22 protein-coding genes are annotated in these 26,514 nt (G+C 39.6%); 6 read left to right on the top strand and 16 right to left on the bottom strand.

What is annotated here, in order from left to right; genetic code table 11:
* Nucleotides 1–136: 136 nt before the first annotated feature.
* Nucleotides 137–2,431, bottom strand: a complete 2,295-nt coding sequence (locus BN2425_RS08045) for a thiamine pyrophosphate-dependent enzyme (protein ID WP_042457384.1) — start codon at nucleotides 2,429–2,431, stop codon at nucleotides 137–139.
* Entirely contained in the window at nucleotides 2,431–3,444 is a 1,014-nt protein-coding gene (locus tag BN2425_RS08040) for a 2-oxoacid:acceptor oxidoreductase family protein (protein WP_042457381.1), read from the bottom strand. Before BN2425_RS08040 ends, BN2425_RS08045 begins: the two co-directional genes overlap by 1 nt.
* 339 nt (nucleotides 3,445–3,783) lie before the next feature.
* Here BN2425_RS08040 and BN2425_RS08035 point away from each other — a divergent pair, with 339 nt between their 5' ends.
* A complete protein-coding gene (locus BN2425_RS08035) occupies nucleotides 3,784–5,529 on the top strand; it encodes a B12-binding domain-containing radical SAM protein (RefSeq protein ID WP_042457378.1) in 1,746 nt (581 codons plus the stop codon).
* 248 nt (nucleotides 5,530–5,777) lie between these two features.
* On the opposite strand, the gene BN2425_RS22710 is transcribed toward BN2425_RS08035, so the two are convergent.
* Nucleotides 5,778–5,939: a hypothetical protein gene (locus BN2425_RS22710; RefSeq protein WP_195891913.1), complete on the bottom strand. Its 162-nt coding sequence runs from the start codon at nucleotides 5,937–5,939 to the stop codon at nucleotides 5,778–5,780.
* A 174-nt stretch (nucleotides 5,940–6,113) separates the two neighbouring features.
* Between BN2425_RS22710 and BN2425_RS08030 the strand changes: the two genes are divergently transcribed.
* Together BN2425_RS08030 and BN2425_RS08025 are read left to right on the top strand one after the other, a co-directional pair.
* On the top strand, nucleotides 6,114–6,425 hold the full coding sequence (locus BN2425_RS08030; RefSeq protein WP_042457401.1) for a DUF3905 domain-containing protein: 312 nt from the start codon (nucleotides 6,114–6,116) through the stop codon (nucleotides 6,423–6,425).
* A 97-nt stretch (nucleotides 6,426–6,522) separates the two neighbouring features.
* Nucleotides 6,523–6,723 (top strand): alpha/beta-type small acid-soluble spore protein, encoded by a 201-nt coding sequence (locus BN2425_RS08025; protein ID WP_042457375.1) that lies wholly within the window; start codon nucleotides 6,523–6,525, stop codon nucleotides 6,721–6,723.
* 60 nt (nucleotides 6,724–6,783) lie between these two features.
* Here BN2425_RS08025 and BN2425_RS08020 read toward each other — a convergent pair whose 3' ends face one another.
* From BN2425_RS08020 to BN2425_RS08010, 3 genes are all read right to left on the bottom strand, one after another.
* Nucleotides 6,784–7,935, bottom strand: a complete 1,152-nt coding sequence (locus tag BN2425_RS08020) for an anti-sigma factor domain-containing protein (RefSeq protein WP_052352809.1) — start codon at nucleotides 7,933–7,935, stop codon at nucleotides 6,784–6,786.
* Nucleotides 7,932–8,675, bottom strand: a complete 744-nt coding sequence (gene sigI, locus BN2425_RS08015) for an RNA polymerase sigma factor SigI (protein ID WP_042457373.1) — start codon at nucleotides 8,673–8,675, stop codon at nucleotides 7,932–7,934. Before sigI ends, BN2425_RS08020 begins: the two co-directional genes overlap by 4 nt.
* Nucleotides 8,676–9,062: 387 nt before the next feature.
* Nucleotides 9,063–10,643, bottom strand: a complete 1,581-nt coding sequence (locus BN2425_RS08010) for a peptide chain release factor 3 (RefSeq protein ID WP_042457370.1) — start codon at nucleotides 10,641–10,643, stop codon at nucleotides 9,063–9,065.
* A gap of 177 nt (nucleotides 10,644–10,820) precedes the next feature.
* Here BN2425_RS08010 and BN2425_RS08005 point away from each other — a divergent pair, with 177 nt between their 5' ends.
* Together BN2425_RS08005 and BN2425_RS08000 are read left to right on the top strand one after the other, a co-directional pair.
* Nucleotides 10,821–11,081, top strand: a complete 261-nt coding sequence (locus BN2425_RS08005; protein WP_042457368.1) for a hypothetical protein — start codon at nucleotides 10,821–10,823, stop codon at nucleotides 11,079–11,081.
* A gap of 135 nt (nucleotides 11,082–11,216) precedes the next feature.
* A complete protein-coding gene (locus tag BN2425_RS08000; RefSeq protein WP_042457365.1) occupies nucleotides 11,217–12,944 on the top strand; it encodes an AAA family ATPase in 1,728 nt (575 codons plus the stop codon).
* 127 nt (nucleotides 12,945–13,071) lie between these two features.
* Here the strand turns inward: BN2425_RS08000 and BN2425_RS07995 are convergent, their stop codons facing one another.
* From BN2425_RS07995 to BN2425_RS07980, 4 genes are all read right to left on the bottom strand, one after another.
* The gene (locus BN2425_RS07995; RefSeq protein WP_074433024.1) at nucleotides 13,072–13,206 is read right to left on the bottom strand and encodes a YjcZ family sporulation protein; all 135 of its coding nucleotides are present in this window, start codon (nucleotides 13,204–13,206) and stop codon (nucleotides 13,072–13,074) included.
* Nucleotides 13,207–13,236: 30 nt separating this feature from the next.
* The gene (locus tag BN2425_RS07990) at nucleotides 13,237–13,332 is read right to left on the bottom strand and encodes a YjcZ family sporulation protein (RefSeq protein ID WP_074433023.1); all 96 of its coding nucleotides are present in this window, start codon (nucleotides 13,330–13,332) and stop codon (nucleotides 13,237–13,239) included.
* 255 nt (nucleotides 13,333–13,587) lie between these two features.
* Nucleotides 13,588–14,187 (bottom strand): hypothetical protein, encoded by a 600-nt coding sequence (locus BN2425_RS07985; protein ID WP_042457362.1) that lies wholly within the window; start codon nucleotides 14,185–14,187, stop codon nucleotides 13,588–13,590.
* Nucleotides 14,168–14,605: a helix-turn-helix transcriptional regulator gene (locus BN2425_RS07980; protein ID WP_042457359.1), complete on the bottom strand. Its 438-nt coding sequence runs from the start codon at nucleotides 14,603–14,605 to the stop codon at nucleotides 14,168–14,170. The genes BN2425_RS07985 and BN2425_RS07980 overlap by 20 nt, the downstream gene beginning before the upstream one ends.
* 142 nt (nucleotides 14,606–14,747) lie before the next feature.
* Here BN2425_RS07980 and BN2425_RS07975 point away from each other — a divergent pair, with 142 nt between their 5' ends.
* The gene (locus tag BN2425_RS07975; RefSeq protein WP_042457356.1) at nucleotides 14,748–15,530 is read left to right on the top strand and encodes an alpha/beta fold hydrolase; all 783 of its coding nucleotides are present in this window, start codon (nucleotides 14,748–14,750) and stop codon (nucleotides 15,528–15,530) included.
* 62 nt (nucleotides 15,531–15,592) lie between these two features.
* Here BN2425_RS07975 and BN2425_RS07970 read toward each other — a convergent pair whose 3' ends face one another.
* From BN2425_RS07970 to BN2425_RS07945, 6 genes are all read right to left on the bottom strand, one after another.
* The gene (locus tag BN2425_RS07970) at nucleotides 15,593–16,654 is read right to left on the bottom strand and encodes an alpha/beta fold hydrolase (RefSeq protein WP_042457353.1); all 1,062 of its coding nucleotides are present in this window, start codon (nucleotides 16,652–16,654) and stop codon (nucleotides 15,593–15,595) included.
* A gap of 21 nt (nucleotides 16,655–16,675) precedes the next feature.
* A complete protein-coding gene (locus tag BN2425_RS07965; RefSeq protein WP_052352808.1) occupies nucleotides 16,676–17,404 on the bottom strand; it encodes a hypothetical protein in 729 nt (242 codons plus the stop codon).
* Between the two features lie 70 nt (nucleotides 17,405–17,474).
* The gene (locus BN2425_RS07960; RefSeq protein WP_052352807.1) at nucleotides 17,475–19,103 is read right to left on the bottom strand and encodes a long-chain-fatty-acid--CoA ligase; all 1,629 of its coding nucleotides are present in this window, start codon (nucleotides 19,101–19,103) and stop codon (nucleotides 17,475–17,477) included.
* 339 nt (nucleotides 19,104–19,442) lie between these two features.
* Nucleotides 19,443–22,034, bottom strand: a complete 2,592-nt coding sequence (gene adhE, locus BN2425_RS07955; protein ID WP_042457350.1) for a bifunctional acetaldehyde-CoA/alcohol dehydrogenase — start codon at nucleotides 22,032–22,034, stop codon at nucleotides 19,443–19,445.
* Between the two features lie 237 nt (nucleotides 22,035–22,271).
* A complete protein-coding gene (ppc, locus tag BN2425_RS07950; protein WP_042457347.1) occupies nucleotides 22,272–25,034 on the bottom strand; it encodes a phosphoenolpyruvate carboxylase in 2,763 nt (920 codons plus the stop codon).
* A 172-nt stretch (nucleotides 25,035–25,206) separates the two neighbouring features.
* Nucleotides 25,207–26,331, bottom strand: a complete 1,125-nt coding sequence (locus BN2425_RS07945) for a cadherin-like beta sandwich domain-containing protein (protein WP_042457346.1) — start codon at nucleotides 26,329–26,331, stop codon at nucleotides 25,207–25,209.
* Between the last annotated feature and the right edge of the window lie 183 nt (nucleotides 26,332–26,514).

Genomic DNA, 26,514 nt, shown 5'->3' with positions numbered 1-26,514 from the left:
CTGGAGCGCAAATCAACAGCCCCCATTAAAAGAGCAAAAAAAAGACTGTCGGCAAAACCGAATTTCTTCGGTTTTGTCGACAGTCTGAATGCAAAACTGTTAGCAGTTTTGCATTTTCTCATTTCACTGATTCTGTTTACAAATAAAGGTTTTCATGTTTAGCTTTCAGTCGCTGCCACCTTTTTTCTACTTCTGCTTCAAATTCAGTCAGTAATGGCCTGTTTTCCTCTTTCAGCAGGTGCTTTGTTTTGCCCATATATTTGAACCACTCGGTTACCGGAACACGCTTATTTTTCTCTTCAGGATTATAAGTAATTGTCGTGATTCCTTGCTCCACCTCGTATAACGGGAAGAAACAGGAGTTAACAGCTTGTTCCAGTATTTTGGTCCCATAGCGGTCATCGGACTTCCAGTTTAACGGACAAGTAATCAGAAGCTTTCCATATACGGGTCCCACATGCTGCGCATACCACTGGGCTTTTGCTCCCTTTTTCACCAAGTCCTGAGGAAACGCCTCTGAACCGGTAAATACATAAGGAATATTAGTGGCTGCCATGATTTGCACGGTATCCTTATGGTGGAACGCTTTCCCTTTTTGTGCTTTTCCAACTCCAGATGTACTGGTCATATGTCCAAGAGGAGTGGAATACGACATTTGGGAACCTGTATTCATGTAACCCTCATTATCATATTCCAGCATGATCAGCTTGTGACCGCGCAGGGCTGTTCCAATTGCTGATCCCATACCGATATCCATTCCACCGTCACCAGTAATCATAACAAAGGTCGCATCATCGGAAACTTGAATTTCCCCGCGGCGTTTTAATTCCATAAACGCCTCAACCGTACCGGATAATGTAGCAGCTCCATTTTGGAACAAATTATGCATCATCGTCTGTTTATGTGAGCTGTATGGATAAGCGGTTGTTGTCACATACGCACAGCCAGTTTGGAACAAGGTAACGATATCCCCTTCAATTCCCTTAAAGAACAATTCAAGGCCTGCAAAAATCCCGCACCCTGGGCAGGCTCCATGTCCAGATGCAAGCCGTTTTGGTTTTGTTGTTAACATTCTAAGCGGTGGAATTTTCACATGCAACTTATTCGTTTCTTCGTTCATTTTCACTTCAATTAAACCAGACTTATACACTTCCCCATGCTGAGGTGCAATGACCGGCTTTAGTATTTTTTCCGGGTTACCAGGAACGTGACCGAAATAATCAAATGGTTGATCGGCATATCCCTTTTCCATCGCATCAATGGCCATTTTGAAGAATTCCTCGGCATCACTTTGGTAAAAGTCCTTTCCGCCAAGTCCGAATACACGACTTAATACAATCGTCTTATTATCCTTATCATCTTGAAGGGCGGACTTAATTTCATGTGTTAAGTTCGGACCATGAGCACCGTAAGAATCAGCACGTTCCCCTACTAGTAATGCTTTTACATTTTTTAATGCCTTTCGAATTTCGGCAGCGGGAAACGGGCGGATGATGTTCGGGCTAATCACCCCTGCCTTTATTCCTGCGTTGCGAAGCTTATCGACCACATCTTTGGCGGATTCGGCCGCAGAGTTTAGCAAGAACAAGGCAACTTCTGCATCTTCCATCTTGTATAAATCCAGTACTGAATAATTTCTTCCGGATAAGGCAGTATATTCAGCTGCCACTTCTTTAAATACTTCACCAGCTTGGTATATCGCTTCGGATTGTTGGAAATGGTTATTAATCAAGTCTTCCCCATTCATATGAGCCCCAATTGTCACTGGTTTTTGCGGGTCTCTAATAAAGTTGTAATCGGTTGGACATTCGCCTACGAATTGTTGAACGACTTTCCGATCAGCAAAATAATTTACTCTTCGTTTTTGGTGGGAAGTCCAAAACCCATCATACGCCACGATAACCGGCAGGCGTACCTTTGCGTGTTCGGCAATCTTTAACGCCATTATATTCATATCATAAACTGCCTGAGGCGTTCTTGCAGTTAATATCACCCAACCTGTATTTAGCCCATAGTACAAGTCAGAATGGTCACCTCTAATATCAAGAGGTCCGCTAACTGCTCTGGTTACTAAGTTCATCACCATTGGGAAACGCGTCCCTGCTTGAACCGGCAGCTGTTCAATCATATATAGAAATCCATTGGCACTCGTCGCATTAAATACTCGAGCACCAGTCGCAGCTGCCCCATAGCAGATCCCGGCAGATCCATGTTCGCCATCAGCAGGGATCAACTTAATATCGTGTTCCCCGCGTGACTTCATTTGGTCCAAATATTGAGCAACTTCTGTGGATGGAGTTATTGGGAAATACCCCATAATGTGATAGTTAATTTGTGCAGCGGCCATAGCAGCCATTTCATTCCCTGATTCGAATGTGGAAATTTGTTCCGCAACAGCTGGTGATGTTAAGTCTTTCTCTAAAATTGCCATTATAAAGTCCCCCCTGTTACATAAGGAAAGTTTTGTTTCACACGATGAGCGTCAGCATAACCGATCATTTCACGCAAGTCACCAAGTGCATCTGTCGGACAGGCCTCTACACATTTTAAACAGCCCTTACAATATTGATAATCAATCCCTTTTAAAAACATTTGTTTCCTGCCGCGTTTATCTTCTCCCTCTTCCCAAACAAAACAGAAATCTGGACAAACATTATCACAGGCAGCACAGTTGATGCATGTTTCTAATTTCAGCTCTGGCAGGAACCCTTGACGTGATCCACTTAAATCTTTTAAAACACTATTTGCCTGCGCAGGAATGCTCCCTCCAAGCTCTTGAGTCATATATCCTAACATTGGGAGCGGACGTTTAAAGGCTTTACCTTCTGCATCATCCGGAACAACATAGGCTTTAAACTGAACCTCATTATAGCCGCGTTCAAAGGTCCTCAGGTTTGGTTCAACTAAATGAGGGTATTTTTTTTCGAATGTCTTAGTAATGACCTGTTTCATGGTTTCTGGGTCAAGGAAATCGCAAATCCGGAATAAGGCACCTAGCATGGCTGTGTTTACTTTTGTTTTTTCTTCCACTGCAATGCCTAACGCATCTACTATCGCCAATTTCCCATATTTAAGCTGCAAGTCGCCTTTAACATCATCAAAATCTCTTGTACTGTTCACTAACACAATTCCCTCAGCGTCAAGACCGCTGACAACATTCACTGTCTTATATAAAGCTTCATGGAATACTCCCACAACATGAGGCTGTTCAATTGGACTATGGTCGCGTATCTCAATATCCGGTTCACAGAATCGGATAAAACTTTTCACTGGTGTCCCCTTTTTTTCAGAACCATATGAAGAGAAATTCGCCCCATTTAATCCAAGACCCAATACGCCAGCTTCAGCTAGCATTTTTCCAGCTAGATTTGCACCTAAACCACCAATCGATTCCAAACGGATTTCAAAAAATCCCAACTCATTTTTCTTCGGCAAAATTGACATGGTGTCCCTCCCCCTATTCGTAACCCAATATACGAAAAAGAATTATATAATTGACTATCCAAAATCAATTGTAAGGTATATCCATGCCGTTATCTGTGACAAAAGTCAAACAACGGCAGAAAAATCTTATAACACTTTATTTTTTTTGCTAAAACTAATTATTTGACATGAGTTCAACAGTGCAAAAATTAATATAACAGAGCAACAGATTGTTGTATAACAGAAATATGTATAAACCTCTTTATTTAAAAACCATTGGGTGCATTCGCAAGTGCTATCTTTTTTAGAAGATATCAGCTATAATTATTCATTGTTTTAGAATGGAAAAGGGGCTTAAACATGAATGTTATTTGTACCACATTAAATGCTAAATACATCCACACCAACCTTGCAATTCGATATCTAAAGGCATATGCCGCTCCTGAATTTGATATTAAGATAAAAGAGTACACCATTAAAGATCCAATTCTGAATATTGTTTCAGACCTTTATCGGCAAAAGCCATCCGTCATTGGATTTAGTTGTTACATATGGAATATTGAGGAGACATTAAAGGTTATTGACCTGCTAAAAAAGGTTGATCCTTCTATTACGATTGTCCTTGGCGGGCCAGAGGTTTCTTATGACACAATGGAATGGATGGAAAAAAATCTGAATATCGATTTTATCATCATCGGTGAAGGGGAACAAACGTTTAAGCAATTACTTACTGAATTATCGTCATCAAAAAACTATCGAAATGTCTATGGGGCAGCATTTCGCGAGAATGACGAAATTGTAATAACTCCACAAAGGAATAAACTAGACCTGAAAACACTACCGTCCCCCTATCGGTTTTTAGAGGATATTCCCCATTTAAACAAACGGGTTACCTACATTGAAACGAGCCGCGGCTGTCCATTCAACTGCCAATTCTGCTTATCTTCCATTGAAGTCGGTGTCCGTTATTTTGACCGTGAGAAAATTAAAGAAGATATCCGATATTTAATGGCAAATGGCGCAAAAACGATTAAATTTGTTGACCGGACGTTCAACATTAGCCGAAGTTATGCATTGGAGATGTTTCGTTTTCTCATAGATGAACATCTTCCCGGTACCGTATTTCAATTTGAAATTACAGCAGATATTATGCGGCCAGAGGTTATTGAGTTTCTCAATCAGGAAGCGCCAAAGGGACTGTTTCGTTTTGAAATAGGCGTACAGTCAACGAATGATGATACAAATGAACTGGTCATGAGGAAACAGAACTTTGCCAAATTAACCAGAACCGTGACCATGGTAAAAGAAGGGCGGAAAATTGACCAGCACCTTGATTTGATTGCCGGGCTTCCAGAAGAGGATTATGCGTCTTTCCGGAAAACCTTTAATGATGTTTTTGAATTAAGACCGGAAGAATTGCAATTAGGTTTCTTAAAGATGCTGCGCGGTACGGGTGTTCGTCTGAGGGCGCATGAACATCAATATGTGTTTATGGACCATTCCCCGTATGAGGTATTAAGTAATAATGTGCTTTCTTTTGATGACATCATCAGGATTAAACAAGTCGAAGATGTATTAGAGAAATATTGGAATGACCATCGCATGGATACAGCTATCGAATACCTGGTGACTAAGGGTTTTACATCACCGTTCGATTTTTTCCAAGAATTTGGTTCTTATTGGGATGAGCAGGGATGGGCGAGAATTGGCCACCAACTGGAGGATTTATTCCGCCGCCTTTGGTCATTTCTTGAGGAGAAAAACCACCCAGAACTTGAGGTTATTTTGGGACTAATGAAATATGATTATTTTAAAAGCCATAAATACAAACCACGTAAACCATGGTGGAATGCCTCATATGATAAAACAAGCCGAAACAGCATTTACAAGGAAATTGTGGAACGGCCGGCAATATTGGGGGATGAATTCGTCCGTCTTGGACTAGAGGAAAAAGAATTATACAAACATACCATGGTTGAAGAGATTTCTTTTGATTTACAAACGTATTTATTGACAGGGCAGATTGTTAAACATCCTTCCTGTCTATTGGCCTACTTTGACCCAGCTAATACCAACACGAAAATTTTCTCTTTTTTAAAGAAGTAAGATTTGTTAAATTTGGCTGTTGATTTCCGCTCTACCCAAAGAGTTAAAAATCAACATTTTCGTTTAACAGAGCCAAGAACAATGGAAATCAACGGCTTTCAAGAGGGTGACTTTAGTCACCCTCTTTTTGTTTTCCTGAGTTTGTTCCCTACTTTAGTTTCTCGGAGAGGTACACCATTTACATCGCCATATTCAATACTAATTTCTTCAACAGGTATCCTTGGCGGGGTTTTCCGGCGGCCTTTCATCTAACTTCTTCCCTTTTTCCCTAACTTGGAATTGCGGTTTTGAAATCGGATGGCATTATCATCATTCGTGAACTCCGCTGAAAATTCACTCTCCTGAATATTTTTCTTTGGAGTTTTTGAGTATTTGTCCACGGCGTCATATTCAGCCTTTCTTTTTGCCATCTTGAAACCTCCCTGTAAGAATGTTTGATACAAGTATAGTGTGAAACAAAATGTTGTTTATCATTCGCTGGCTGATTTTACTAAAATAAATATCCAATGTTTCGTAAAATATATTAACAGAGGTGAGAATGGTTGAAAAAAGAACAAAAAGAGTCTACAACCGAGAAGCTCAGTATGGACGAAACGATGCCTCACCAAATCAATGCCCCCAGTTTCAAAGGGACAGGTATAAAAATGGAACAGCCCTTTGTTAATAAATATGGCGTCATAATTGGTGACAGCAAGTACTCATCTGAAAATTCACCTTTGGAAAATTGGTCAAAGGAGACTGACCCAGCCATAATGTCTGGTGATGAATGGGTGCATCCGACTAATGATATCGGTTGGAATACTTCGGAGAATCATGATCTCCTTGAAAGCAAAAGGAAACCGAAGGCTTATCCATTTATGCATCCGACCATTGATGTTAGTAGAGGCAGCGATTAGGAACTCTTATGAAAGAATCTCTGCCACTTATGAATTACGAGGAAATATTTTAGTATCTAACAGTGAAAAACCTCTCATACAATAAGGAGTGATAGACATGCCAAATAGGAACAAACTATTAGTACCTGGTGTAGAACAGTATTTGGAACAAGTGAAGTATGAAATTGCGCAGGAATTTGGCGTACAACTTGGATCCGATACCGTTTCACGTGCAAATGGTTCAGTAGGCGGAGAGATCACCAAAAGACTTGTTCAACAGGCCCAAGCAGATCTTTCTGGACAGTTTTCACAACAATAATATAGATGGCATAAAAAAGTCCGGCAAAGCCGGACTTTTTCATTTTATTTAGAACTCGTATTAATGATTCTTTGCACTATTGCCAGAATTCTGCTTTTTGAGTTGTCCTGGAGGAATCTTGCCGCTCCCAGTTTGAACCTGATGTCCACCGCGGTTGTCATTTTTTTTTTCATTAACTGCCGTATTTGGTTCGTGGGAACTGTATGCTTCTGCTTGTTTTTTTGCCTGACCGGCTGGAACTTGATGTCCGTTACCACTGTCATTTTTTTTCCCATTAACTGCAGCACTTGGTTCTTGAGACCTGCTTGTTTCTGGTTGTTTTTTTACCTGCCCTGGTGGGACCTTGCCACTTCCAGTTTGGCCCTTGTCTCTTTTTATATCACTTTGGTTTCCGTTAAGTGCAGCACTTGGTTCTTGAGAAAGGTTTGTTTCTGCTTGTTTTTTCACCTGTCCAGGTGCCTTTGACTCTTTTTTTGCCTGATTAGGAGTAGAATTTGTGCTTTGCTGAATGTTCATTTGGGTATTGCCTTGTTTTATTTTCTTCCCTTTACTGTTATGCGATAATTGGTATTTTCCTGTAGTCAGTCCGAGTTCATGGGCTTTTGCAAGATCCTCTTCCGTACCTGATACTACTGTTAAATCTAACTGTTGTTTATTTACTGTCGACTCAATCTCTTGCAAATTGTCTTCTAGCTTATGTTCTAAATTCTGTTCCGATTGGTCAGGAAGCACAGTGGAGATTACAATTTGTTTTTTATTGTCTAAGTAACCTTCGGCTTTTATCTCTTCTATAATTTGCTTAGTTACTGCTGAAACATCTTTCTTTTTCCAGTGTTCCAGATGTGAAACAACCTTTTTGCCTTCTTTGTTATAACCAGTTATTTCGACAACTTGCATTTTTTTATTAACTCCTAGTTCAATACTAGGATTCACGTCAATCGACATATAGGCATAAGCCTTGTTATTCTGGTACACAGGCAAGGCTGAACCGATGAATATAAATAGAGCAGCAGCTGTTATTAGTATAGGTCTCGTAAATTTGGTCCTTGTTAATAAAGATAACTTGGTCGTTTTTGTTTCAGAGGGAAAAAAGGCAATTTCCTCCCCTATTTCATAAGGCTGATTCTGTTTCCTTGCCCTCAAAAATTCACCTTCCGGGGTTAACAGCGTAAGAAATGCGTCATCAATTTGCATCACAATGCCTTTTTTCATGGTTCCAGCACCCCTTTAATATACTCCTTCATATAGACAAAATCCCCCGATAATATAAGGGCAATAGCAATAATATACTTCCGGTTCCGTTCTATCGTTTTTCTGCTAACATCCACTAATTTTTCTAATTGTTTAATCGGGAGTCGTTTTTTTTCCAGCAGTATCCTTTTTAACTCTTGGTTTTCCACTAATAATTTCGCTGTCTCTATAGCATTTTTCCTTGCATCCGCATGCTTCGGCGCATTCTCCACCAAATCGCTAAAGTTTACATCGAAAGAAGCGAGGAGTAACTGAAAGCGGAGAATCTCCTCTTTCCTTAACCGTTCATCATTCTTTTTATTATAATCATCCAAGGAAAGCTCATTGACAATAACACTTCCAGGTGATTCTTCCTCTGATGAAGGACTAGTTATATCAATACTAATATGCTGATTTTTTGATTGTTTTCGTATATAATCGATAACTCTCCGTTTAATGATGACCTCTGAAAAACTTAATAGCGATTTCCCGCGTTCCGGAGAATATTTTTCAATTGCTTCATTAAACGCAATCAAGCCTATGCTAAATTCATCATCCGTTTCATAGATGTATCGTCTACATACAGAAGAAACTGTTTTTGCTATAAAAGGTTTGTAGGATTCAATTAATTCATTCAGTAAGGACTGGTCGCCCTGTTGAATTAAGGAGACGGTTTCCTCTAGATTCTTTTTCTTCTTGGTCAAAAACAATAAACCTAGCATTTGCTCACCTCTATTCGACCAATTATACCATACGTTAGTTGCTTTGGTCTTTACAGAGGTGAAGCTGAAAGGATATCCAATATTAGCCAATCTTTCCGCTTATTGTTCAATTATTAACTTTTATATTTCCTTGCCTGCTTGAGAAGGTTCTCCTTGTAGTTTTTCCTCTTTATTAGTCTTCTCCCCCGGATATAAGTAATTGACATTTTCACTAAAAGGTTACGAAGTTTGCATTTTGGTTATGGGGGTTAAAAAAATATTTCAAATAAAAAAGCGCTAATCATATTAAAATATTGATTAGCGCAATACAAATCAGGTAACAAAGAGTGGCGGGAAATTCCCACCCCCATATAAAGGGTGGCGGCAATCTCCCGCCACTCTTATAGGTTACTCATGCTGATCCATAGGATTATAAAGTTTCACATTGGGATTTTTCTCTTGGAACCAACGGAGAGCAAAGTCATTTTCAAACAAAAATACGTAATTCTCATAACGATCTTTTACCAATAAGCTCCGTGAGCTTGATAAATTTTCGTCCACTTGGTTATTTTCAATCCATCGAGCAATTTTGGAACCTAATCGCTCCATTAAGACCTCTGCATTATATTCAGTTTTCATCCGGTGTTCAAACACTTCAAATTGAAGCTGCCCAACGGCCCCTAATAAATATTCATCCGTTTTTACCGTTTTGAACAGTTGGATCGCTCCCTCCTGAACAAGCTGGTGAAGTCCTTTATAAAATGACTTTTGTTTCATGACATTTTTTGCTGAGACTCGGACATATAGCTCTGGAGTAAATTGGGGCAGCCTTTCAAATTGAAATTCGTTTTTACCAACTGTCAGGGTGTCTCCAATTTGGTAAGTTCCAGTATCGTACAGACCAATGATATCACCGCTGACCGCCTCTTCTACCGTATTCCGTTCTTCTGCCATAAAAGAAGTGGATTGAGATAATTTTAATTGTTTACCTAACCGTGGTAGATTAACACTCATTCCCCGTTCAAATTTACCTGAACAAACCCGCACAAACGCAATTCGGTCACGGTGAGCTGGGTTCATATTGGCTTGAATTTTAAATACAAACCCTGAAAATTGATCAGAAAGCGGATCAATTTCGCCGATTGATGAGTTCCTTGGTTTAGGCGGTGGAGCAAATTGTAAATATGTCTCAAGGAATGTTTGTACTCCAAAGTTTGTCAACGCGCTCCCAAAGAAAACAGGTGTCAAGGAACCATCAGCTACCTTTTCTGCAGAAAACTCATTTCCTGCTTCATTAAGCAGCATAATTTCATCAAGTGTTTGGTCATAGAGCCCTGAGGATTTTATCGGATGGTCCCCCTCTATTTCCCCGTCCTCGTTTAATGGAATAAAGCGCTCATCTTCCTCCACCCTGAATTGTTCAACACGGTGGTAATATCGGTCATAAATTCCCAGAAACTCTTTACCCATTCCAATCGGCCAATTCATTGGGTACGATTCAATACCTAGAACTTCCTCCAATTCAGCCAAGAGTTCAAGCGGGGTTTTCCCCTGCCGATCAAGCTTATTCATAAAGGTAAAGATTGGAATTCCTCTCATACGGCATACTTTGAACAATTTTAGAGTTTGTTCCTCAATCCCCTTGGCCGAATCGATAATCATAACGGCGCTATCTACGGCCATTAAAGTCCGATACGTATCTTCACTAAAATCCTGGTGTCCAGGAGTATCTAAAATATTGACACGGAATCCATCATAATCAAATTGCATCACGCTGGAAGTAACAGAAATACCCCGTTGCTTTTCAATTTCCATCCAGTCACTTGTTGCAAATTTCCCTGTTTTTTTTGCTTTTACTGTTCCAGCATCCCGAATGGCACCACCAAACAATAATAGCTTTTCGGTTAAGGTTGTCTTCCCTGCATCCGGGTGGGATATAATCGCAAAAGTTCGACGGGATAATACTTCTTGTTTAAAATCGGTACCCATCTTGTCTTCCTTTCTAATCACTTGTTATCTTTTTATCCATAAAATCAATCATATCTCTCAATCCATAACTTTGCAATATTTCTCTTGTCCCAAAGCGATTATTTCTTTTAACTAAGAATGATAAAGACTATAATAACAGTAGGATCTATGCATTGTAATAACAATTTAGGAGGCAATATGGTCATTACACAAATTGACAAACCCACCATCGAATTATTGCAAAAGGCAATTCAAATTGTCCTCGAGCAAAATCATATTCCTTACAGAAATATTGGTGTTGCAGAAGAAGAAAATCAGCTGTTATTTTTGTATGAAGGAAAAGATCATAAGGTTCATGTATTTAAATGGAGTAAAGCATCCAGTATTGGAGTAAACATTGGTACACTGGCTCAAAGTGTAATAACACCCATTCTTCCGCATCTTCGATTACTGTCTTAAAAACGCTTACCAGGTAAGTGTTTTTTTGTGTTAAAGAATGAAAGTGTCCTTAAAGACTGCCACTGATTACCATATCCATTTTATTGGAAGTGCCTTTATAATAGAATAGTACTCTGTTTTAAGGAGGCTCCATAGATGAATAAAAGTAAAAAAACTGTTATTAAATTAATTCCACTGATTACAGTGTTTATATTTTTAATTTCAGGTTTAACGTGGTATATAAACACAACAATAAATAGTATAAAAATGATCCCTTTCTCCAGCGTTGAAAAAATTATTAAACAGCAGGAAGGCAAAACAGTTTCGATAACTGAACAACAGGATGGCCGAGTGTATCTAAAAGCAGGTGATACACAATATCGTTCCCAAGTGCCTCCTAACAGTCAAGTGATTGATAAATTAATAGAAAAGTACAACATTGATTACACTTATTCTACAAGCACTCGTTACGGTAAATGGGTTATGGGCGGCTTTATTTTATTGCTCGCGATTGTAGGATACTTTCTACAAAAATCCAAAGGTGGTTTTGGTCTTCGTACCATGAAAAATAGTGTCAGTCAGGCTCGTCCGCTCCCATTGATTAATCTAAAGGATGTAGGCGGACTGGGGGAAGAAATGAAGCAAGAAATTTTGCAAACATTAACCATCATCAAAGAGCCGGAACGGGCACGAAAATTGGGTATTACCCCCCCAAAAGGCATCTTACTATATGGTCCTCCAGGAACCGGAAAAACTTTACTTGCCCAAGCGATGGCCAAGGAATTGAATGCAACCTTTTTTACAGCCAGTGGTTCCGCTTTTAATGAATTATTTATCGGCGTAGGTGCAAGTCGTGTCCGCTCATTATTTAAAGCAGCTAGAAAAGAGCGCCCCGCTGTCATATTTATTGACGAAGTAGATGCCTTAGCTGGAAAACGAAAGCCACATGGTGGTGAAGAAGCCGAAAAGACCTTAACAGAACTTCTTGTACAGCTTGATGGTGGAACTTCAAATGAAGGAATCCTATTTATTGCTGCCACCAACAGAAAAGACATGCTCGACGATGCCTTTTTGCGTCCAGGACGCATTGATTTTACCTTTCATGTACCACTCCCAGACACAAAAGGAAGACAGGAAATTATCGATATCCATGCAAAAGGCAAATCTATGGCTCCAGATGCACTTGCAGCACTAGATCAACTAGCTGAAAGCACTTCTGGCCTTTCCGGAGCAGACCTTTATTCTTTATTTGAAACAGCCAGCAGACGTGCAGTTTTAAATAGACATGATGCGTTACAAAAGGAAGACTTGGATTTTGCACTCGATCGCACCATACTAGGTAGTTCATCCCGTTCTCTAACAGATCAAGAGACTAGGCGTCGGGTAGCCATCCATGAAGCTGGGCATGCCCTTGTTGCATCATTGACAAAACAAGACTCAGTTCGAAAAGCAACCATTATCCCACGTGGTGAAGCCCTTGGCTATGTGGCTCCAAACCAAAAGGAGCTGCAATTATCAACAACCAGTGATTTATTGGACCGGGTAGCCATGATTTTGGCTGGTGGGGCAGCGGAACGATTTGTTCTCGGCGAACATAGCATTGGTGTCAGCGGTGATGTACAACAGGCAAAACAAATTATTGAACACATGGTTGAAATAGGGATGCTTGAAGATGGATTTTCATTAACTTTTAAGAAGCTTGATAGAGAAGAAAAAATGCAGGAACTATTTCAAAAAGCACTATACCGAGCTGAAAATTTAATCAGCACCCATCAGCAGGCCTATCAGAAGTTGGTTGACATTTTGTTAAAAAAAGAAACGATTGAAGGCTCCGAAGTGGAAAAAATTGTCCGCGGTACAGAAATTATACCGCTTACAAACTAAAAAAAGATAAATATGTGCAAAGGGGCCGGACCCCCAAATTAACTACTTAGGACTACTTATTCAGTGTTCCAGGTATTTTTGAAGGTCAGGCCCCATATAGGAATTTTTATTAAGCATCATTTATTAATTAATAGTAGCATGCTGCTCCTACAATGATTAAGAGGATAAATAGGACGACAATTAGTACAAAGCCGCCATATCCATAACCAAAGCCGCAGCCGCCGCCAAAGCCGTATCCACCAAATCCGCCATATCCAAACATATCATTACCTCCTTTTATATTTTTAAAATATTAATAAACCCAAGCTGCCCCAACGATAATCAGTAAAATAAACAGAACTACAATTAGGGCAAATCCTGCGCCATATCCGCCTGCTGCTCCAGACATTTACCATACCTCCTTTTCCGAATTCACTATATCCTATTCACCTATATGCTAATGTGCAATAGACATATATCCCTATTCAATGCTTTTCTTATAGTGACTAAGCCCAATCTAATGATAAATGGGGTTTATAAAATTAAAAATTAACAGCAATAAAAAAACCACATCCTCTTCCTGGAAAGAGTTGTGGTTTTTATCGTTTATTACAATCCATTACATTATACAATGATGTTCATACTCCTAAGATGCATAATAAGTTTATTTTGTTTTTACAAGTTCCTTAACACCGTTTCTGCCACGTTCCACCATACTAATATGCAAATCTCTGGCAACCTTGACGTATTCTTTCCTCACTTGTTTCCATGCGTTCCTGCGCTGACGGGAAAATTCAAGATTAGATGCAACCGTTTTCTCAAAGGTTTCTTCCACCTGGTCCGCAATCTGAAATACAGATTTAATTGGTGTGAGAGCAATTTTTTCTAATTGGCCAGAAACCTCGGTAATCTGTTTTTTGAGTGCTTCTCGGCTGTTTGCTTGCGTTGCCTCACCTAGGCTATCTTCTTTGCCTCGATTGATACGCTGCAAAACTTCATCGACTACTTCTTTGTTGGTTTTTCTAGTCTGTTGATACAGACCTGCGATGGTCTTTCTGTATTGCTTGTTGAATTTGGCAACTTCCCTAATTACATTAAGATAGGCCTCTTCCCTGTTTTCACGAATTTTCTCAGCACGATCGCGAGAAAGCTCGTATTGATCCCAGAATGTGTTTACAAACCTACTTGTGGTTATAGCCTCTTCCACTGCAGGATTTGTTCTTTCCTCAGCAGCTGTGGCCGTATCAGTTTTCTTCTGTGCCATGGTCAATCCTCCCCTTACTTTTATTTACTTTCTCTATTGAATCCTTCTTTTGAAATGAAGGGATATAGAGCTCAATGAAACTGGTATACATGTTAAAAAATTGATTTAACAACGATTGGTAGGATTCTAGTTGATTTGCATACCCTTTTAAGTATTTCATTCCAGCTTTTGTAATAACGTACTTTCTTTTTGCCGGCCCAGTGCCAGTAGTATCCCATTCCGATGAAACCAGCTCGTCTTTTTCTAACTTTCTTAACATTCTGTACAAGTTTCCCTGATCAAGGGTTTTAAAGCCAAATGTCTCTAGTTTTTGGCTAAGTTCATAACCATGAAGAGAAACTCTGCTAAGAAGTAATAAAATAAATGGTAGGACAATATTTTTTGAAGGAGTAACAATTTGATTATCTTCGTTTACCATATTCTTATCACCTCACCTATATGTAGTTTACACCTATGAGTAATTTATTGTCAATTATTTTAATAAATATTACAATTGAAGTTAAATATTTACAATTTTTTACTTTGGTTATAAACTAATTAAAATGAAAAGGTGGTGTAAAATGATAGAAGCGAAAATTAGTAGTACGAGGATTCCTTATTTGCATTTTGGAAAAGGAGTACCATTAGTGTTAATCCATGGTTTGGGTGAAGTAAAAGAGGGCTGGATGCATCAATTTGAATTAGCTGAAGGCTATGAACTTATTATTCCAGATTTACGTGGACACGGAGATTGTAACAAAACACAAGGAATCACTATTAATAACTTTGCTACTGACATTATCCAATTATTGAAGGAACTTAATATTGAAAGCGCCCACATTCTAGGCTTGTCAATGGGTGGAGCCGTTGCACAAGAAATTTACCGCCAGTCACCCTCTATTTGCAGTTCTCTAATATTAGTTAGCACATTTCATTACTTCCCCAAAAAATTCAAAAAGTTTCTGTTTGAAAATAGGAAAGCCAAATTTGAGGCTGTAACCGCTTCAGGCAATCAGACGGAGTATTTAGCAAAAATGGCCCTTTTCTCTTGGAATTGTGATACACTCGCAAATTTCAAACAATTGTTTAAGCCAAAACACCAGATTTTTCTGGACTCACTAGAATCGTGCCTTGAAGTTAACAATTTAACTTTGCTAAGAAAAATACAAATCCCCACCTTAATTATTGGTGGTCAATATGATTCTGTTCTACCCGTGTGGATACAGGCATGCATGCATAAACAAATCCCAAATTCTAAATTTGTCATTATTCGGAATACCGGTCATCTTGCCAAACTGGAGGCAAAGGAACATTTCAATCATTTATTACGGTCATTTTTGGATCAGCAGGCATCTGTAGGATAATCGGGAAGCACCGGAAAAGCGGGCTAGCTTCCGGTGCTTTTCAACTGATTGATCAATTAGTGCTAAGATTGGGAACGAGTACAAAGCCATTGATCGGCAAATTGAGCAAATTTACCTGTTAGAGCCAATGAAACATGGCCTCCGTCAAATACTTCATAGGTTTTATCCGAACTGCCAACCATGTCCAACACAGGCAAACTTTGTTGCTCCAAAACAAGTGTATCGCGCGAGCAAGAGAAAACAAACAGTGGACATTGAATTTTCGAAAGATTAACCTGTCTACCACCAATGACTAATTCGCCCTTTAATAGCTTATTTTCTTTATACAAATCATGAAACATTTGCTTGAATGCCGCACCGGCAAAAGATGCCGTATCCTTCGTCCACTTATCCATCCGCCGCCACTTTTCAACATACTCCTGATCATGCGAACGAGTAACCAAGTTTATCATAGGACTACTATATACCGGGGACAGCATGCGGAACATTAAGTACATAAACTCAGATGGTAAGGTTCCATAGGCATCTGAAAAACGGTTAAAGTCTACTTCTCCGCTTTGAAGACCTTCTAACCACTTATCAGGGACGATTCCGATACTGAAATCAATCGGTACCGCTGCCAAAATTAAGTTTTTGATTGGAAGGTCAGTAATAGATGCCAGAATAGCAGAAATAGTACCACCAAGGCAATAGCCCAGTAAAGAGATGCCCTCCTGCCCTGAATGACGAATTGCCCTTTTTATAGCAGCTTCTAAATAATCTAGGATATACCTATCCAGAGTCAAATCACTATCTTCTAATCCAGGGGAGCCCCAATCAAAAAGGTAGACATCATAGCCTTGCTCAGTCAATCCCCCTACCACACTGCTGCCTGGTCCAACATCTAATATATAGGATTTATTTAAAAGGGAGTAAACCATAAAAACAGGAATTGCATATTTCTTGTCCTTAGCAGGATGATACCATAAGGTTGATTTATTTTTTTTCCAGATGCTCTGTCTGGGAGTTGATATAATATCCGGTTTAGGCCCGGTCATAATTTTAAAAACTTGATTCCACCTCGTTGCTTCCTTCTCTAAATCAAGTCCTGGAATAAATGGTGCCCCATTTGCTTTAACAGTCATTCTTATTCATCCCTCTTTCTATTAACCTTTGGAAGGGCTGGCAGCTGCTAAAACCAGCTCTTCGTCCATTTTGATACCTTGTTCTTGCTCACCATTAATCGATTCTTTTAGGGTGCCTAGTTCCAATCTTATATGAGAAAGTTGGGCAGTCTCCTCTTTCAACTCCCTTAGGTCACTTTGTATCTGGGAAAGTTCCTTGTTGTTTTTCAAGTTTTTCAAATCAGTTTTGATTCCCTTTAGACTGTCAATTTCCTTCCGTAATTCTTGAAGATGAACTTGAACAATTTTGATATCTACAAGCCCAGCTTTAAGTTCCTGAAGTTCTTTTTTCACTTTTTCCGTTTCAGCCATTTGGCTGGCTGCCTGTTGAAACTCGGTTTTCATTTGTTGGATAATACTTACTACTTCTCTCAACATTTCCACGTTTTCTTGATTTAAGCGACCTAGGCTATCCTGAATATTCCAAATTTGCTCCTCTAGAAGATCTATTTTTTCTTCTGTTTGAATCGATAGTTTTGCCGCATTCGCTACATCCTTCTTCGTTGGAATATTGAGGAAGCTAGCCATAAGTTCTTGATTCTTTCTCAATAACTCCATATACCGCGAATGAGCATCCAAACCTGTCTTCATTAACCGTACAGTTTCACGGTTATCTGTCATCATATAAAGTAATCCATTCATTTGCTTTTCCCATATTCCGGCCAATCGTTTATAGCCTTCGAACGGATCGTAGTGTTTTTCATCTGTCAAAATAATCTCCCCTTGCTATCTGATTTGTCATCCTAAATTTATACATAAACTATGGCAATTCTGTTACCAATCAATGGACCTTTTCTTCTTCTTTTCTCATCATCCTTCTTAGAAGTTTTCCTACTGAGGATTTAGGAAGTTCATCCAGTATTTCTATTTCCTTTGGAACCTTATAGGCTGCGAGATTGGTTTTGGCAAATTCAATTAGCTCATCCTGTGTAACGGTCATACCTGGTCTCAATTTAATGAACGCCTTAACAGTCTCGCCCCGATAGGAGTCTGGAACTCCAATAACAATCGCTTCCTCCACAGCTTCATGCTGGTACAGTACCTCCTCGACTTCACGAGGGTACACATTGTAACCACTCGCGATAATAATATCTTTCTTACGGTCTAAGATATAAAAGTAGCCATCTTCGTCCATTTTTGCGATATCTCCTGTAAACAGCCATCCATCCTTTAGCACTGATTCTGTATCTCCTGGACGCTTCCAATAACCTTTCATGACTTGCGGTCCCCTGAGGATCAGCTCACCTGCTTCCCCCACTGGCACGTCTTCATAACCATCTGGGGTTTCTTTGACAATTCTTGCTTCGGTACCTGGCAAAGGTATCCCCACACTCCCCAATTTTCTCGGAAGGAACGGTGGTGTAGAAATGGCCGAGGGTGCTGTTTCAGAAAGTCCATAACCATCGGACAACCGAACTCCCGCTCTTCTTTCAAATAGTTTCACCTGCTCAACCGGGAGCGGAGCGCCACCACTGTTTAAAAAGAATATCTCGCTAATCTGGCTATCCTCTAATTGGGGATGACTGTTAAGAGCAAAAATCATTGTTGGAACAGCAGTCAACTGAAAAGGTTTCTCCCGTTTTATTAGCTCCAATAGTTCATTTACTTCAAAACGCGGAAGAATGAGCTGGTTACAGCCAATTCGTATGGCTGATAGTGCGTTGCAGGAAAGACCATAAACATGAAACATCGGCAGCACACTGATTATTTTAAAGTTTTCCGGCTTTTGATCGACGGCATTATAAGTAAAATCGCATACCTGAATAATATTAGCTAGGAGATTATAATGCGTCAGCATCACTCCTTTAGATACTCCTGTTGTCCCGCCTGTATATTGTAGGAGTGCCACATCTTCAGCAAAATTGATATCCGTTTCAGGTAACACGTTATCATGTGTTAAAAAATCCTCGAAGTACAAGTCACCGTCACTTAGTGGGAGTTTTCTTTCGCCGAACCCAACGACAATGATTCTTTTTAACCTAGTTTTTGGCTGTACCTGTTTGACTCTTGGATAAAGGGCCTCAAAAACGACCATGTACTCTGCTTCAGAATCATTGAGCACATATTCTATTTCCCGCTCCACATACATCGGATTGACTTGTACCGCAATACCCCCTAAACGGAAGGCAGCAAATAGGCTGAAAATATAATGAGGGCAGTTTGGCAGCATAATGGCCAGGCGATCTCCCTTTTGAAATCCAACTCGATAAAAAGAGGCAGCGAGCATTTCAGATATCATTTTCGTTTCTTTATAGCTCCAGGACCTTCCAAAAAAGGTAAGCGCGGGGTAATCTCCGTGTATATTTGCCGCTTGCCTTAAAAGGTCGAATAATGATTCGTATTCAATCGATACATGCTCGCTAATTCTAGGATCGTAAAACTTAAGCCATGGTTTTTGCTGGTACACCATACTCTTCCCCTCCTAAATTTTCTACAGCCTCGAGAAAACAGATACCTTCTATATTAAACTTGGAAGATGCTGTAACAACTTAAATTATTGTTTCAAAAGAAGAATTTGTAAACGAGCGGATTTCGACAACTCCAGTCATTTTTCATCTTTTCCCAACTTTTAAAAGCGAAGAATCGACAAATCGCAACAAAAATCAACACCGTTAGATGTTTTTCACAAAGGTCTATCCTTGTTGTTCACAAAATATTCGATATCCTGTGTCTATTAAAATCGCACTAATAATTATATTTATATATTCTTTATGGTAGAAATCAAATTCTATCCTCCAGCTGTTTAGTTCTATTCAAAAGCCTGACGGATGAGGTCCTCTAATTCACTTACTAACGGCATTTTTGGGTTGGCAATGGTATCCTGATCATGAAAAGCCCGTTCTGCAAGTTCTCTTACTTTGGTTTCAAACTCCTGTTGAAATACACCGGCTTGGCGAATACTTGCAGGCATATCTAACTCTTTTGCCAGTTTAGATACAGCATCAATTAAACTATCTACACCCTCTTCAACTGTCTGAGCAGGTAGACCCAGCATCCTGGCAATATCCGCATACCGTTCATTGGCAATAAAAGATTCATATTTAGGGAATGTCATAAACTTGTTCGGCTTTTTCGCATTATACCGTATGACATGCGGCAGCATAATCGCATTTGCGCGTCCATGTGGTATATGAAATTCGGCACCTAGAACGTGGGCTAAGCTATGATTAATTCCAAGGAAGGAATTGGCGAAGGCCATTCCGGCTATGGCTGAGGCATTATGCATCTTTTCGCGTGCCAATTCATCCGTACCGTCGTGAAATGCACGTGGCAAATAGTTAAAAACTAATTGAATTGCTTTTAAAGCAAGACCGTCTGTATAATCATTAGCAAGTACCGAGACATATGCTTCAATCGCATGAGTTAACACATCCATTCCAGTATCTGCCGTAACCGTTTTTGGAACAGTCATTACAAATTGCGGGTCAATAATCGCTATATCTGGTGTAAGTTGGCTGTCAGCAAGTGGATGCTTGTTATGTTCATCTGAAATAACCGAAAATGATGTGACTTCAGAGCCTGTACCTGAAGTGGTAGGAATGGCTAGCAATCTGGCCCTATTTCTCAGAGATGGAAATAACGCTACTCGCTTTGCTGGGTCAAAGAATTTTTGTGTTAAATTTTGAAATTCAGTCTCAGGATGCTCATAAAACAGCCACATCGCTTTTGCTGCATCGATAACAGATCCTCCACCCAGCGCTATAATCAAGTCGGGCTGAAACTTATTCATTTTCTTGGCTCCTGCCATTACAGTTTCTTTACAAGGCTCTGGTTCTACCTCTGAAAAGATTTCAATTCTGATTTCTGCTGAGTTCTTTTTTAAATAATATAAGACTTTGTCAACAAAACCGTATTTTAAGCTGCTTTCACTCGTAACAATAAAAGCACTGGAAACTCCCGGGATCGCTGCAAGAGTCTGAACGGAGTCTTTTTCAAAGAAAATTTGTGATGGAACCTTAAACCATTGTGTCATCGTTCTTCTTTTTGCTACTTTTTTTATATTAATCAAATTTGCAGCTCCTACGTTTTGTGACACAGAGTTACCTCCATATGTTCCACATCCTATCGTTAAGGATGGCAGAGATGTATTATAAATATCACCGATTGCGCCATGGGTGGATGGAGTATTGACGATAATACGTCCAGCCTTCATACGAATGGAAAATGCATCAATTTTCTCTTGATCGGACGTATGGATGGCAGCCGAGTGACCTAGCCCACCATACTCAAGTGTTTGCTCGGCTATCATAAGCCCGTTAGCAAAACTATCAACCTTGTAACAAGCTAATATTGGACTTAATTTTTCGCAAGATAACGGATAGGATGGACCAACGCCAGCTAACTCCGCAATCAAAATTTTGGTATGAACAGGTACATTGAATCCCGCCATTTTCGCAATTTGGTAAGCAGATAGACCGACAATCATCGGATTAAGTGCATGATGCTTAGGATCAATAGCAATCCTTTCGACCAGTTGTTTTTCTTGTTCGTTAAGAAAATAACAATGATTATCGATTAGCTCCTGCCTTACATCATAATAAATATCCTCATCAATAATTAGTGCTTGCTCTGAGGCGCAGATCATTCCATTATCGAATGTTTTAGATAGTATCAAATCATTAACAGCACGTTTGATTTTGGCTGTTTTTTCGATGTAACAAGGCACATTGCCTGCTCCCACACCAAGGGCAGGCTTACCTGAACTGTAAGCAGCCTTCACCAAATTTGGCCCCCCAGTTGCTAAAATTAGGGATACCTTGGGATGCTTCATTAATAGTTGAAATGCTTCATGAGACGGTTCTTCAATCCATTGGATGCAATACTCGGGGGCACCAGCTTTCATTGCCGCCTCCCGAAGCAGCTCTGCAGCCGCAGTACAGCATTTTTGTGCATAACGTGGAAACGCAAAGATAATCGGGTTGCGTGTTTTTAATGATATGAGAGATTTAAAAATAACTGTCGATGTTGGGTTGGTTATAGGAATAACACCAGCAATTACTCCAACAGGTTCTGCCATTTCAATATAACCCTCATTTTCATTTTCATTAATCACTCCGACCGTTTTCATTTTTCTAAGATTGTTATAAATACATTCTGTTGCAAACATATTTTTAAAGACCTTATCTTCATATACTCCTCTTTTAGTTTCCTCGACTGCCAGCTTTGCCAAATCCTTATGATTCTCCAATGCTTTTAGGGCTACCTGCCTTACAATTTCATCTACCATTTGCTGGTTATAACAGCGAAACTCCTCTAATGCCTTTGAACTATTAGTGGCAAGAACATCAATCATTTCCGATAAATGCTGGTTATCAAAAACTGTTTTTACCTTTACAGCCACTTTTCATTCCTCCTCGTTTTCCTTGTTCAGAAATGCACAAACAAATTTCTAATCGTTTCTGTATAGAACTATAACACGACCTTTATGGGTATTTTGTCGAATCACGCGGAAAAATGAATGAATAGCCATTCATTATACGATAGTTCATAAAACTTTCATAATTATGATTCACTACCTCTAATGACAGGAAAATGAAAACGCCATAAACTCACTTTTATGAGTTTATGGCGTTTTGTATCAGCCCGTATTTCGTAATCCTGCGGAAATGCCGCTAATGGTTAACAATACTTCGGTTAGAATAGCCTCATCCAACTCTTCTTGGTCTCTAAGTTGTTTAATTAACTCAACCTGTAAAAAGTTCAACGGGTCAACATATGGATTTCTTCTATAAACAGAATCCTTGATATTAGGGGTATGGTCCAATAATTCTGTATCACCCGTTATTTTTAACAAAATGGCTTTTGTCCGATTATACTCTTCAAAAATATTTGTAAAAATCCGGTCGGCAATCTCTTTGTCCTCCACAAGGGTTACATATTCCTTAGCGGTGTTAATATCCGCCTTCATAAGAGCCATTTGCAGATTATCGATCGTGGCCTGGAAAAATGGCCACTTTTCATACATTTGCTGGAGCAATTTAAGATTTTGCCCACTTTTGATTGCAAAGCTTTCTAATCCAGTTCCCGCCGCATACCAGCCTGGCAGAAGTTGACGGCTTTGTGTCCAGGCAAAAACCCATGGAATGGCTCGCAAATCCTCAAAACGATCCCGATTTTTTCGACTCATCGGTCTGGAACCGATATTTAATTCCCCTAGTTCCTTTAGTGGTGTTGCCTGATTAAAATAGGTAAGGAAATCTGGATCATGGAAAACAAGCGATTGATATTTTGCCAATGCTGCCCCTGATATTTGCTCCACAGCCTCTTCCCATTCATGTTCTCTTAACTGCTTAGATTCACCTTCATTGGAAACATGGGCTGCAGATAAAATCAGCGTGGAGGTAGCTTGTTCTAAACTGCGGTAGGCAATATCCTCGAGTAAATACCGGGCAGATAAAACCTCACCTTGTTCAGTGATTTTTACTCCATCACCAATCGTTTCAACCGGCTGGGATAAGATGCTTTTATTCAATGGTCCGCCGCCGCGTCCGAAAGAACCGCCCCGTCCATGGAAAAATTTCAAACCAATTCCATATTTCTTAGCCATATCATGAATTTCAATTTGTGCCTTATACAGCTTCCAGTTGGCGGTTAATGTTCCTCCGTCCTTGCTTCCATCTGAATAACCTAGCATTATTTCCTGCTGGTCTCCCATCATGCTTAAATGCTGGCGATAGACAGGCATGTTAAACAAGGTTTCCATGATTTTTGGTCCAGAAGTCAAATCATCGATGGTTTCTAAAAGTGGAGCAACATTTAAGTGACTTTCTAAACTTCCATCAGCATGAAGCCGATATAACCCAGCCTCCTTCGCCAAAACCAGAACCTCAAGCAAATCGCTAGGTGATTTCGTCATGCTTACCAGATAGACAGAAATCGAACGTTTTCCAAATTCCTCATGGGCTTTTTTGATAGTTTGAAAGACTTTAATCATTTCCTGTGTTTCACGGGAATAGTCTTCATGCAATAAAAGCAATGGTCTCGGGTCTGACAGAATATTTACCAGAGTTTCACACTTTTTGTTTTCCTTCAGAGAAGCATAATGGTCAGTCACACCAACTTTTTTGAGGATTTCAGTTATGGCTGCCTCATGTTCACCACTGTGGTTTCGAATATCGAGTGTTGCTAAATGGAAGCCAAACAATTGAACCTGCCTGATTAATTTCTGGATAATTTTCAATTCATGCGCAGACGGATGATGGTTTTTCAAGCTTCGTTTGATCATATAAAGGTCTTCTAATAATTCCTCTGATGATTGATAGCCTCTATCGTTTTTCCCCACTTGCCGAATCCGTTCAATAATAACGGCAAACGCCCGTCGGTACACTTCAGCTTGATTTGGCCATTTCCTGTCAGGAGTTACATATAGGTCTTCCTTTTCCGAAAGATATGTTATTAGTTCTTCACTAACCCCGACTCTGGTGGTCGAATGACTGTATCTTTTCATTAATTCAACTAATACTTGTTTATATTTTTTAAGAACAAGCCTCCGCTGCCGTTCTAGAGTCTCCCACGTAACTTCATGAGTGACATTCGGATTTCCATCACGATCCCCGCCAATCCAAGAACCAAACCGGAGAAAGTTAGGCACAGACCAAGAAGAATCTGGATAACTTTTCTCTAGACATTCAGCTACCTCCTGATGAATTTCCGGGAGGACGTCAAACAGGGTTTCGTCAAAATAATACAACCCATTTCTTACTTCATCCAAAACCGTAGGTTTATTCTGGCGCAGCTCATCTGTTTGCCATAAAATAGCAACTTCATTAAACAACGCATCCTCTTGTTTTTTCCTTTCTCTACTTGAAAGCAATGGATGATCAAGATTTTTCAAAATATCTGCAATACGTTTTTGTATTTCCAGAATTGACCGTTTTGTTGCTTCTGTAGGATGCGCTGTGATCACTAATTCAAGCGATAAGGTATTCAGTACATTTTGGATTGTTTCTTTAGAGAGATGGTTTTCCTTCAAGGATAGAATAGCGCTCTCAATTGAACCTGGCTGAACGATGGTATCAGCTTGAAGGTGATATTGTCTGCGCCTTCTTATTCGATGATTTTGTTCGGCAGCATTAATTAAATGAAAATACATGGAGAACGCCCGAATGACTTGCTCCCGTAATGGTGGAGTGAGTGTTATAATTTCTTCTCTTAAGGCAGAGTATATTTCTTTATCAAAGTGGGTTCTAAGTGACTTGCACATTAGCCTGATTTTTTCCACCTTTTCAAATAACTCAGTACCGCCATGATTAATCAATATTTCCCCTAGCATTTTTCCTAATAACTTCACATCTTTACGCAATGGAAGACTGCTGTCATTTGTTGCCGCTATTGCTGCCATTCTTTCACCTTCCCCTTTGTCCAAAAAATTCTATAAATTTTTAAATATTAATATATCATAATTAAAGGGCAATGTTAAAAAAAATTGCTTATTATTCTGAAAAAAGTTTTATCCTTTTGATATTGACAACCAAAAAAACCCGTAGATACGGGTTTTTTGAAAATTCAGCCTGTTAATTTTTATCAAATACAAGTACATAGGTTTTCCGGTCATCATCACTGTAATTTACAACAATCGAAATCACAGTCTTTTTATTTTCGTTAAGCTGAATGGTCTGGCTTGTACCGCCTTCGATCACGATGGATGAACTGTTATGGGCAGCAATCGGGTTGATGGTAACAGTATTTATTTCATGGGAAACACTGATATGATAGGTATATTCGTCAGCAGAAAACTCACTGTCCCACGTGCCTACAGAAACAGATAAACTTGACAATTTAGCATAACTTACCTTTTCTGTGTCAGTTACTTGTGTACTAGACTTTACTAAAGTGCTGTCCGCTGGAACGAAACTATTTCTTGCAGCGTTACTCGAAGCCATTACCATGCTAGTGCTTGGCGCAGCATTATCAGCAGATGATTTCCCCAAACTGGCTGCAGCCCTTGTTACCGTTATCGTATAGTTTTTTTGTGCGCCATTTTCTGCTACAACATTAATAACAATAATACTATCACCTACTGGCAGGTCGACTAACTCCCCGCCTTCCTGGACTGATTTCCCATTTACCTTCACTGTCGCTCTAGAATCAACCGCTGTCGGCTTAATCGTTATAGTAGATTGGTCATTTGCGACTTGGACAGAATATTCCGTTGTAGAAGATGTTAGATTGGGTGACAGTTTGCCGCTAGAAAGAGCAATATTTTGAAGCTGATTGTTGCTGCTTTTTTCCCGTGTTACAATGAGCTGATAGGTAACAACCGGATGAATGCTGTCACTAATTGTTATGGTAAAAAGATTTTCCCCCGTTTCCAGCTGGTAATCTAAATTTGTTCCGGTAATAACAGGTTTTCCATTAATCGTGATTGTGGCATTCGGGCTTGTGCTTTCAACAAGCAGCTGGATTGAACTAACTTGATTTTCAACGATAGCAGAATATTTAGTCTCACTTGGAGAGAATGGCTTATCCAGCTCAATTCCTACTATTTGGAGCTTTGACAGAGCATTAGCTGATTGGCTCTCTTCGGGTACTGTGACACTTTCTGCATGTACCGGCGTGATGGTTGAAAGAGGTCCCATGCCGAGCAGTGTCACCGTTAGAAGAATTTTCACTCCTTTTTTATCTATATTAGCAATCATGATCCTTGCCTCCCGCTTACTATTTATGGATAGTGATTTTACTATACCCTATCAGCCAAAGCTTAACTTTTTCTTAATTTTTTGGGGAGTATATTAAGACAAAGGCTCTGTTAAACGCGACTGGTTCGGAAATCAACAGCCAAATTTAACCGAGCCAAAACAATAAAACGAAGATGGTTCATC

The sequence above is a fragment of the Neobacillus dielmonensis genome (genome assembly GCF_000612665.1).
Lineage (GTDB): Bacteria > Bacillota > Bacilli > Bacillales > Cytobacillaceae > Neobacillus > Neobacillus dielmonensis.
The sequence above is the reverse complement of the archived record's forward strand: the minus strand, read 5'-3'. Positions and strand labels throughout refer to the sequence as shown.

Excerpts from the sequence above, each read along its gene's own strand:
- BN2425_RS07985 (WP_042457362.1), bottom strand. The coding sequence starts at position 14,187 with ATGGCACAGAAGAAAACTGATACGGCCACAGCTGCTGAGGAAAGAACA.
- BN2425_RS08000 (WP_042457365.1), top strand. The coding sequence starts at position 11,217 with ATGAATAAAAGTAAAAAAACTGTTATTAAATTAATTCCACTGATTACA.
- BN2425_RS07990 (WP_074433023.1), bottom strand. The coding sequence starts at position 13,332 with ATGTCTGGAGCAGCAGGCGGATATGGCGCAGGATTTGCCCTAATTGTA.
- BN2425_RS08025 (WP_042457375.1), top strand. The coding sequence starts at position 6,523 with ATGCCAAATAGGAACAAACTATTAGTACCTGGTGTAGAACAGTATTTG.
- BN2425_RS08035 (WP_042457378.1), top strand. The coding sequence starts at position 3,784 with ATGAATGTTATTTGTACCACATTAAATGCTAAATACATCCACACCAAC.
- ppc (WP_042457347.1), bottom strand. The coding sequence starts at position 25,034 with ATGGCAGCAATAGCGGCAACAAATGACAGCAGTCTTCCATTGCGTAAA.
- BN2425_RS07995 (WP_074433024.1), bottom strand. The coding sequence starts at position 13,206 with ATGTTTGGATATGGCGGATTTGGTGGATACGGCTTTGGCGGCGGCTGC.
- BN2425_RS08045 (WP_042457384.1), bottom strand. The coding sequence starts at position 2,431 with ATGGCAATTTTAGAGAAAGACTTAACATCACCAGCTGTTGCGGAACAA.
- BN2425_RS07970 (WP_042457353.1), bottom strand. The coding sequence starts at position 16,654 with ATGACTGTTAAAGCAAATGGGGCACCATTTATTCCAGGACTTGATTTA.
- sigI (WP_042457373.1), bottom strand. The coding sequence starts at position 8,675 with ATGCTAGGTTTATTGTTTTTGACCAAGAAGAAAAAGAATCTAGAGGAA.
- BN2425_RS07960 (WP_052352807.1), bottom strand. The coding sequence starts at position 19,103 with ATGGTGTACCAGCAAAAACCATGGCTTAAGTTTTACGATCCTAGAATT.
- BN2425_RS08040 (WP_042457381.1), bottom strand. The coding sequence starts at position 3,444 with ATGTCAATTTTGCCGAAGAAAAATGAGTTGGGATTTTTTGAAATCCGT.
- BN2425_RS07945 (WP_042457346.1), bottom strand. The coding sequence starts at position 26,331 with ATGATTGCTAATATAGATAAAAAAGGAGTGAAAATTCTTCTAACGGTG.
- BN2425_RS08030 (WP_042457401.1), top strand. The coding sequence starts at position 6,114 with ATGGACGAAACGATGCCTCACCAAATCAATGCCCCCAGTTTCAAAGGG.
- BN2425_RS08010 (WP_042457370.1), bottom strand. The coding sequence starts at position 10,643 with ATGGGTACCGATTTTAAACAAGAAGTATTATCCCGTCGAACTTTTGCG.
- BN2425_RS07980 (WP_042457359.1), bottom strand. The coding sequence starts at position 14,605 with ATGGTAAACGAAGATAATCAAATTGTTACTCCTTCAAAAAATATTGTC.
- BN2425_RS08005 (WP_042457368.1), top strand. The coding sequence starts at position 10,821 with ATGGTCATTACACAAATTGACAAACCCACCATCGAATTATTGCAAAAG.
- BN2425_RS08020 (WP_052352809.1), bottom strand. The coding sequence starts at position 7,935 with ATGAAAAAAGGCATTGTGATGCAAATTGATGACGCATTTCTTACGCTG.
- BN2425_RS22710 (WP_195891913.1), bottom strand. The coding sequence starts at position 5,939 with ATGGCAAAAAGAAAGGCTGAATATGACGCCGTGGACAAATACTCAAAA.
- BN2425_RS07975 (WP_042457356.1), top strand. The coding sequence starts at position 14,748 with ATGATAGAAGCGAAAATTAGTAGTACGAGGATTCCTTATTTGCATTTT.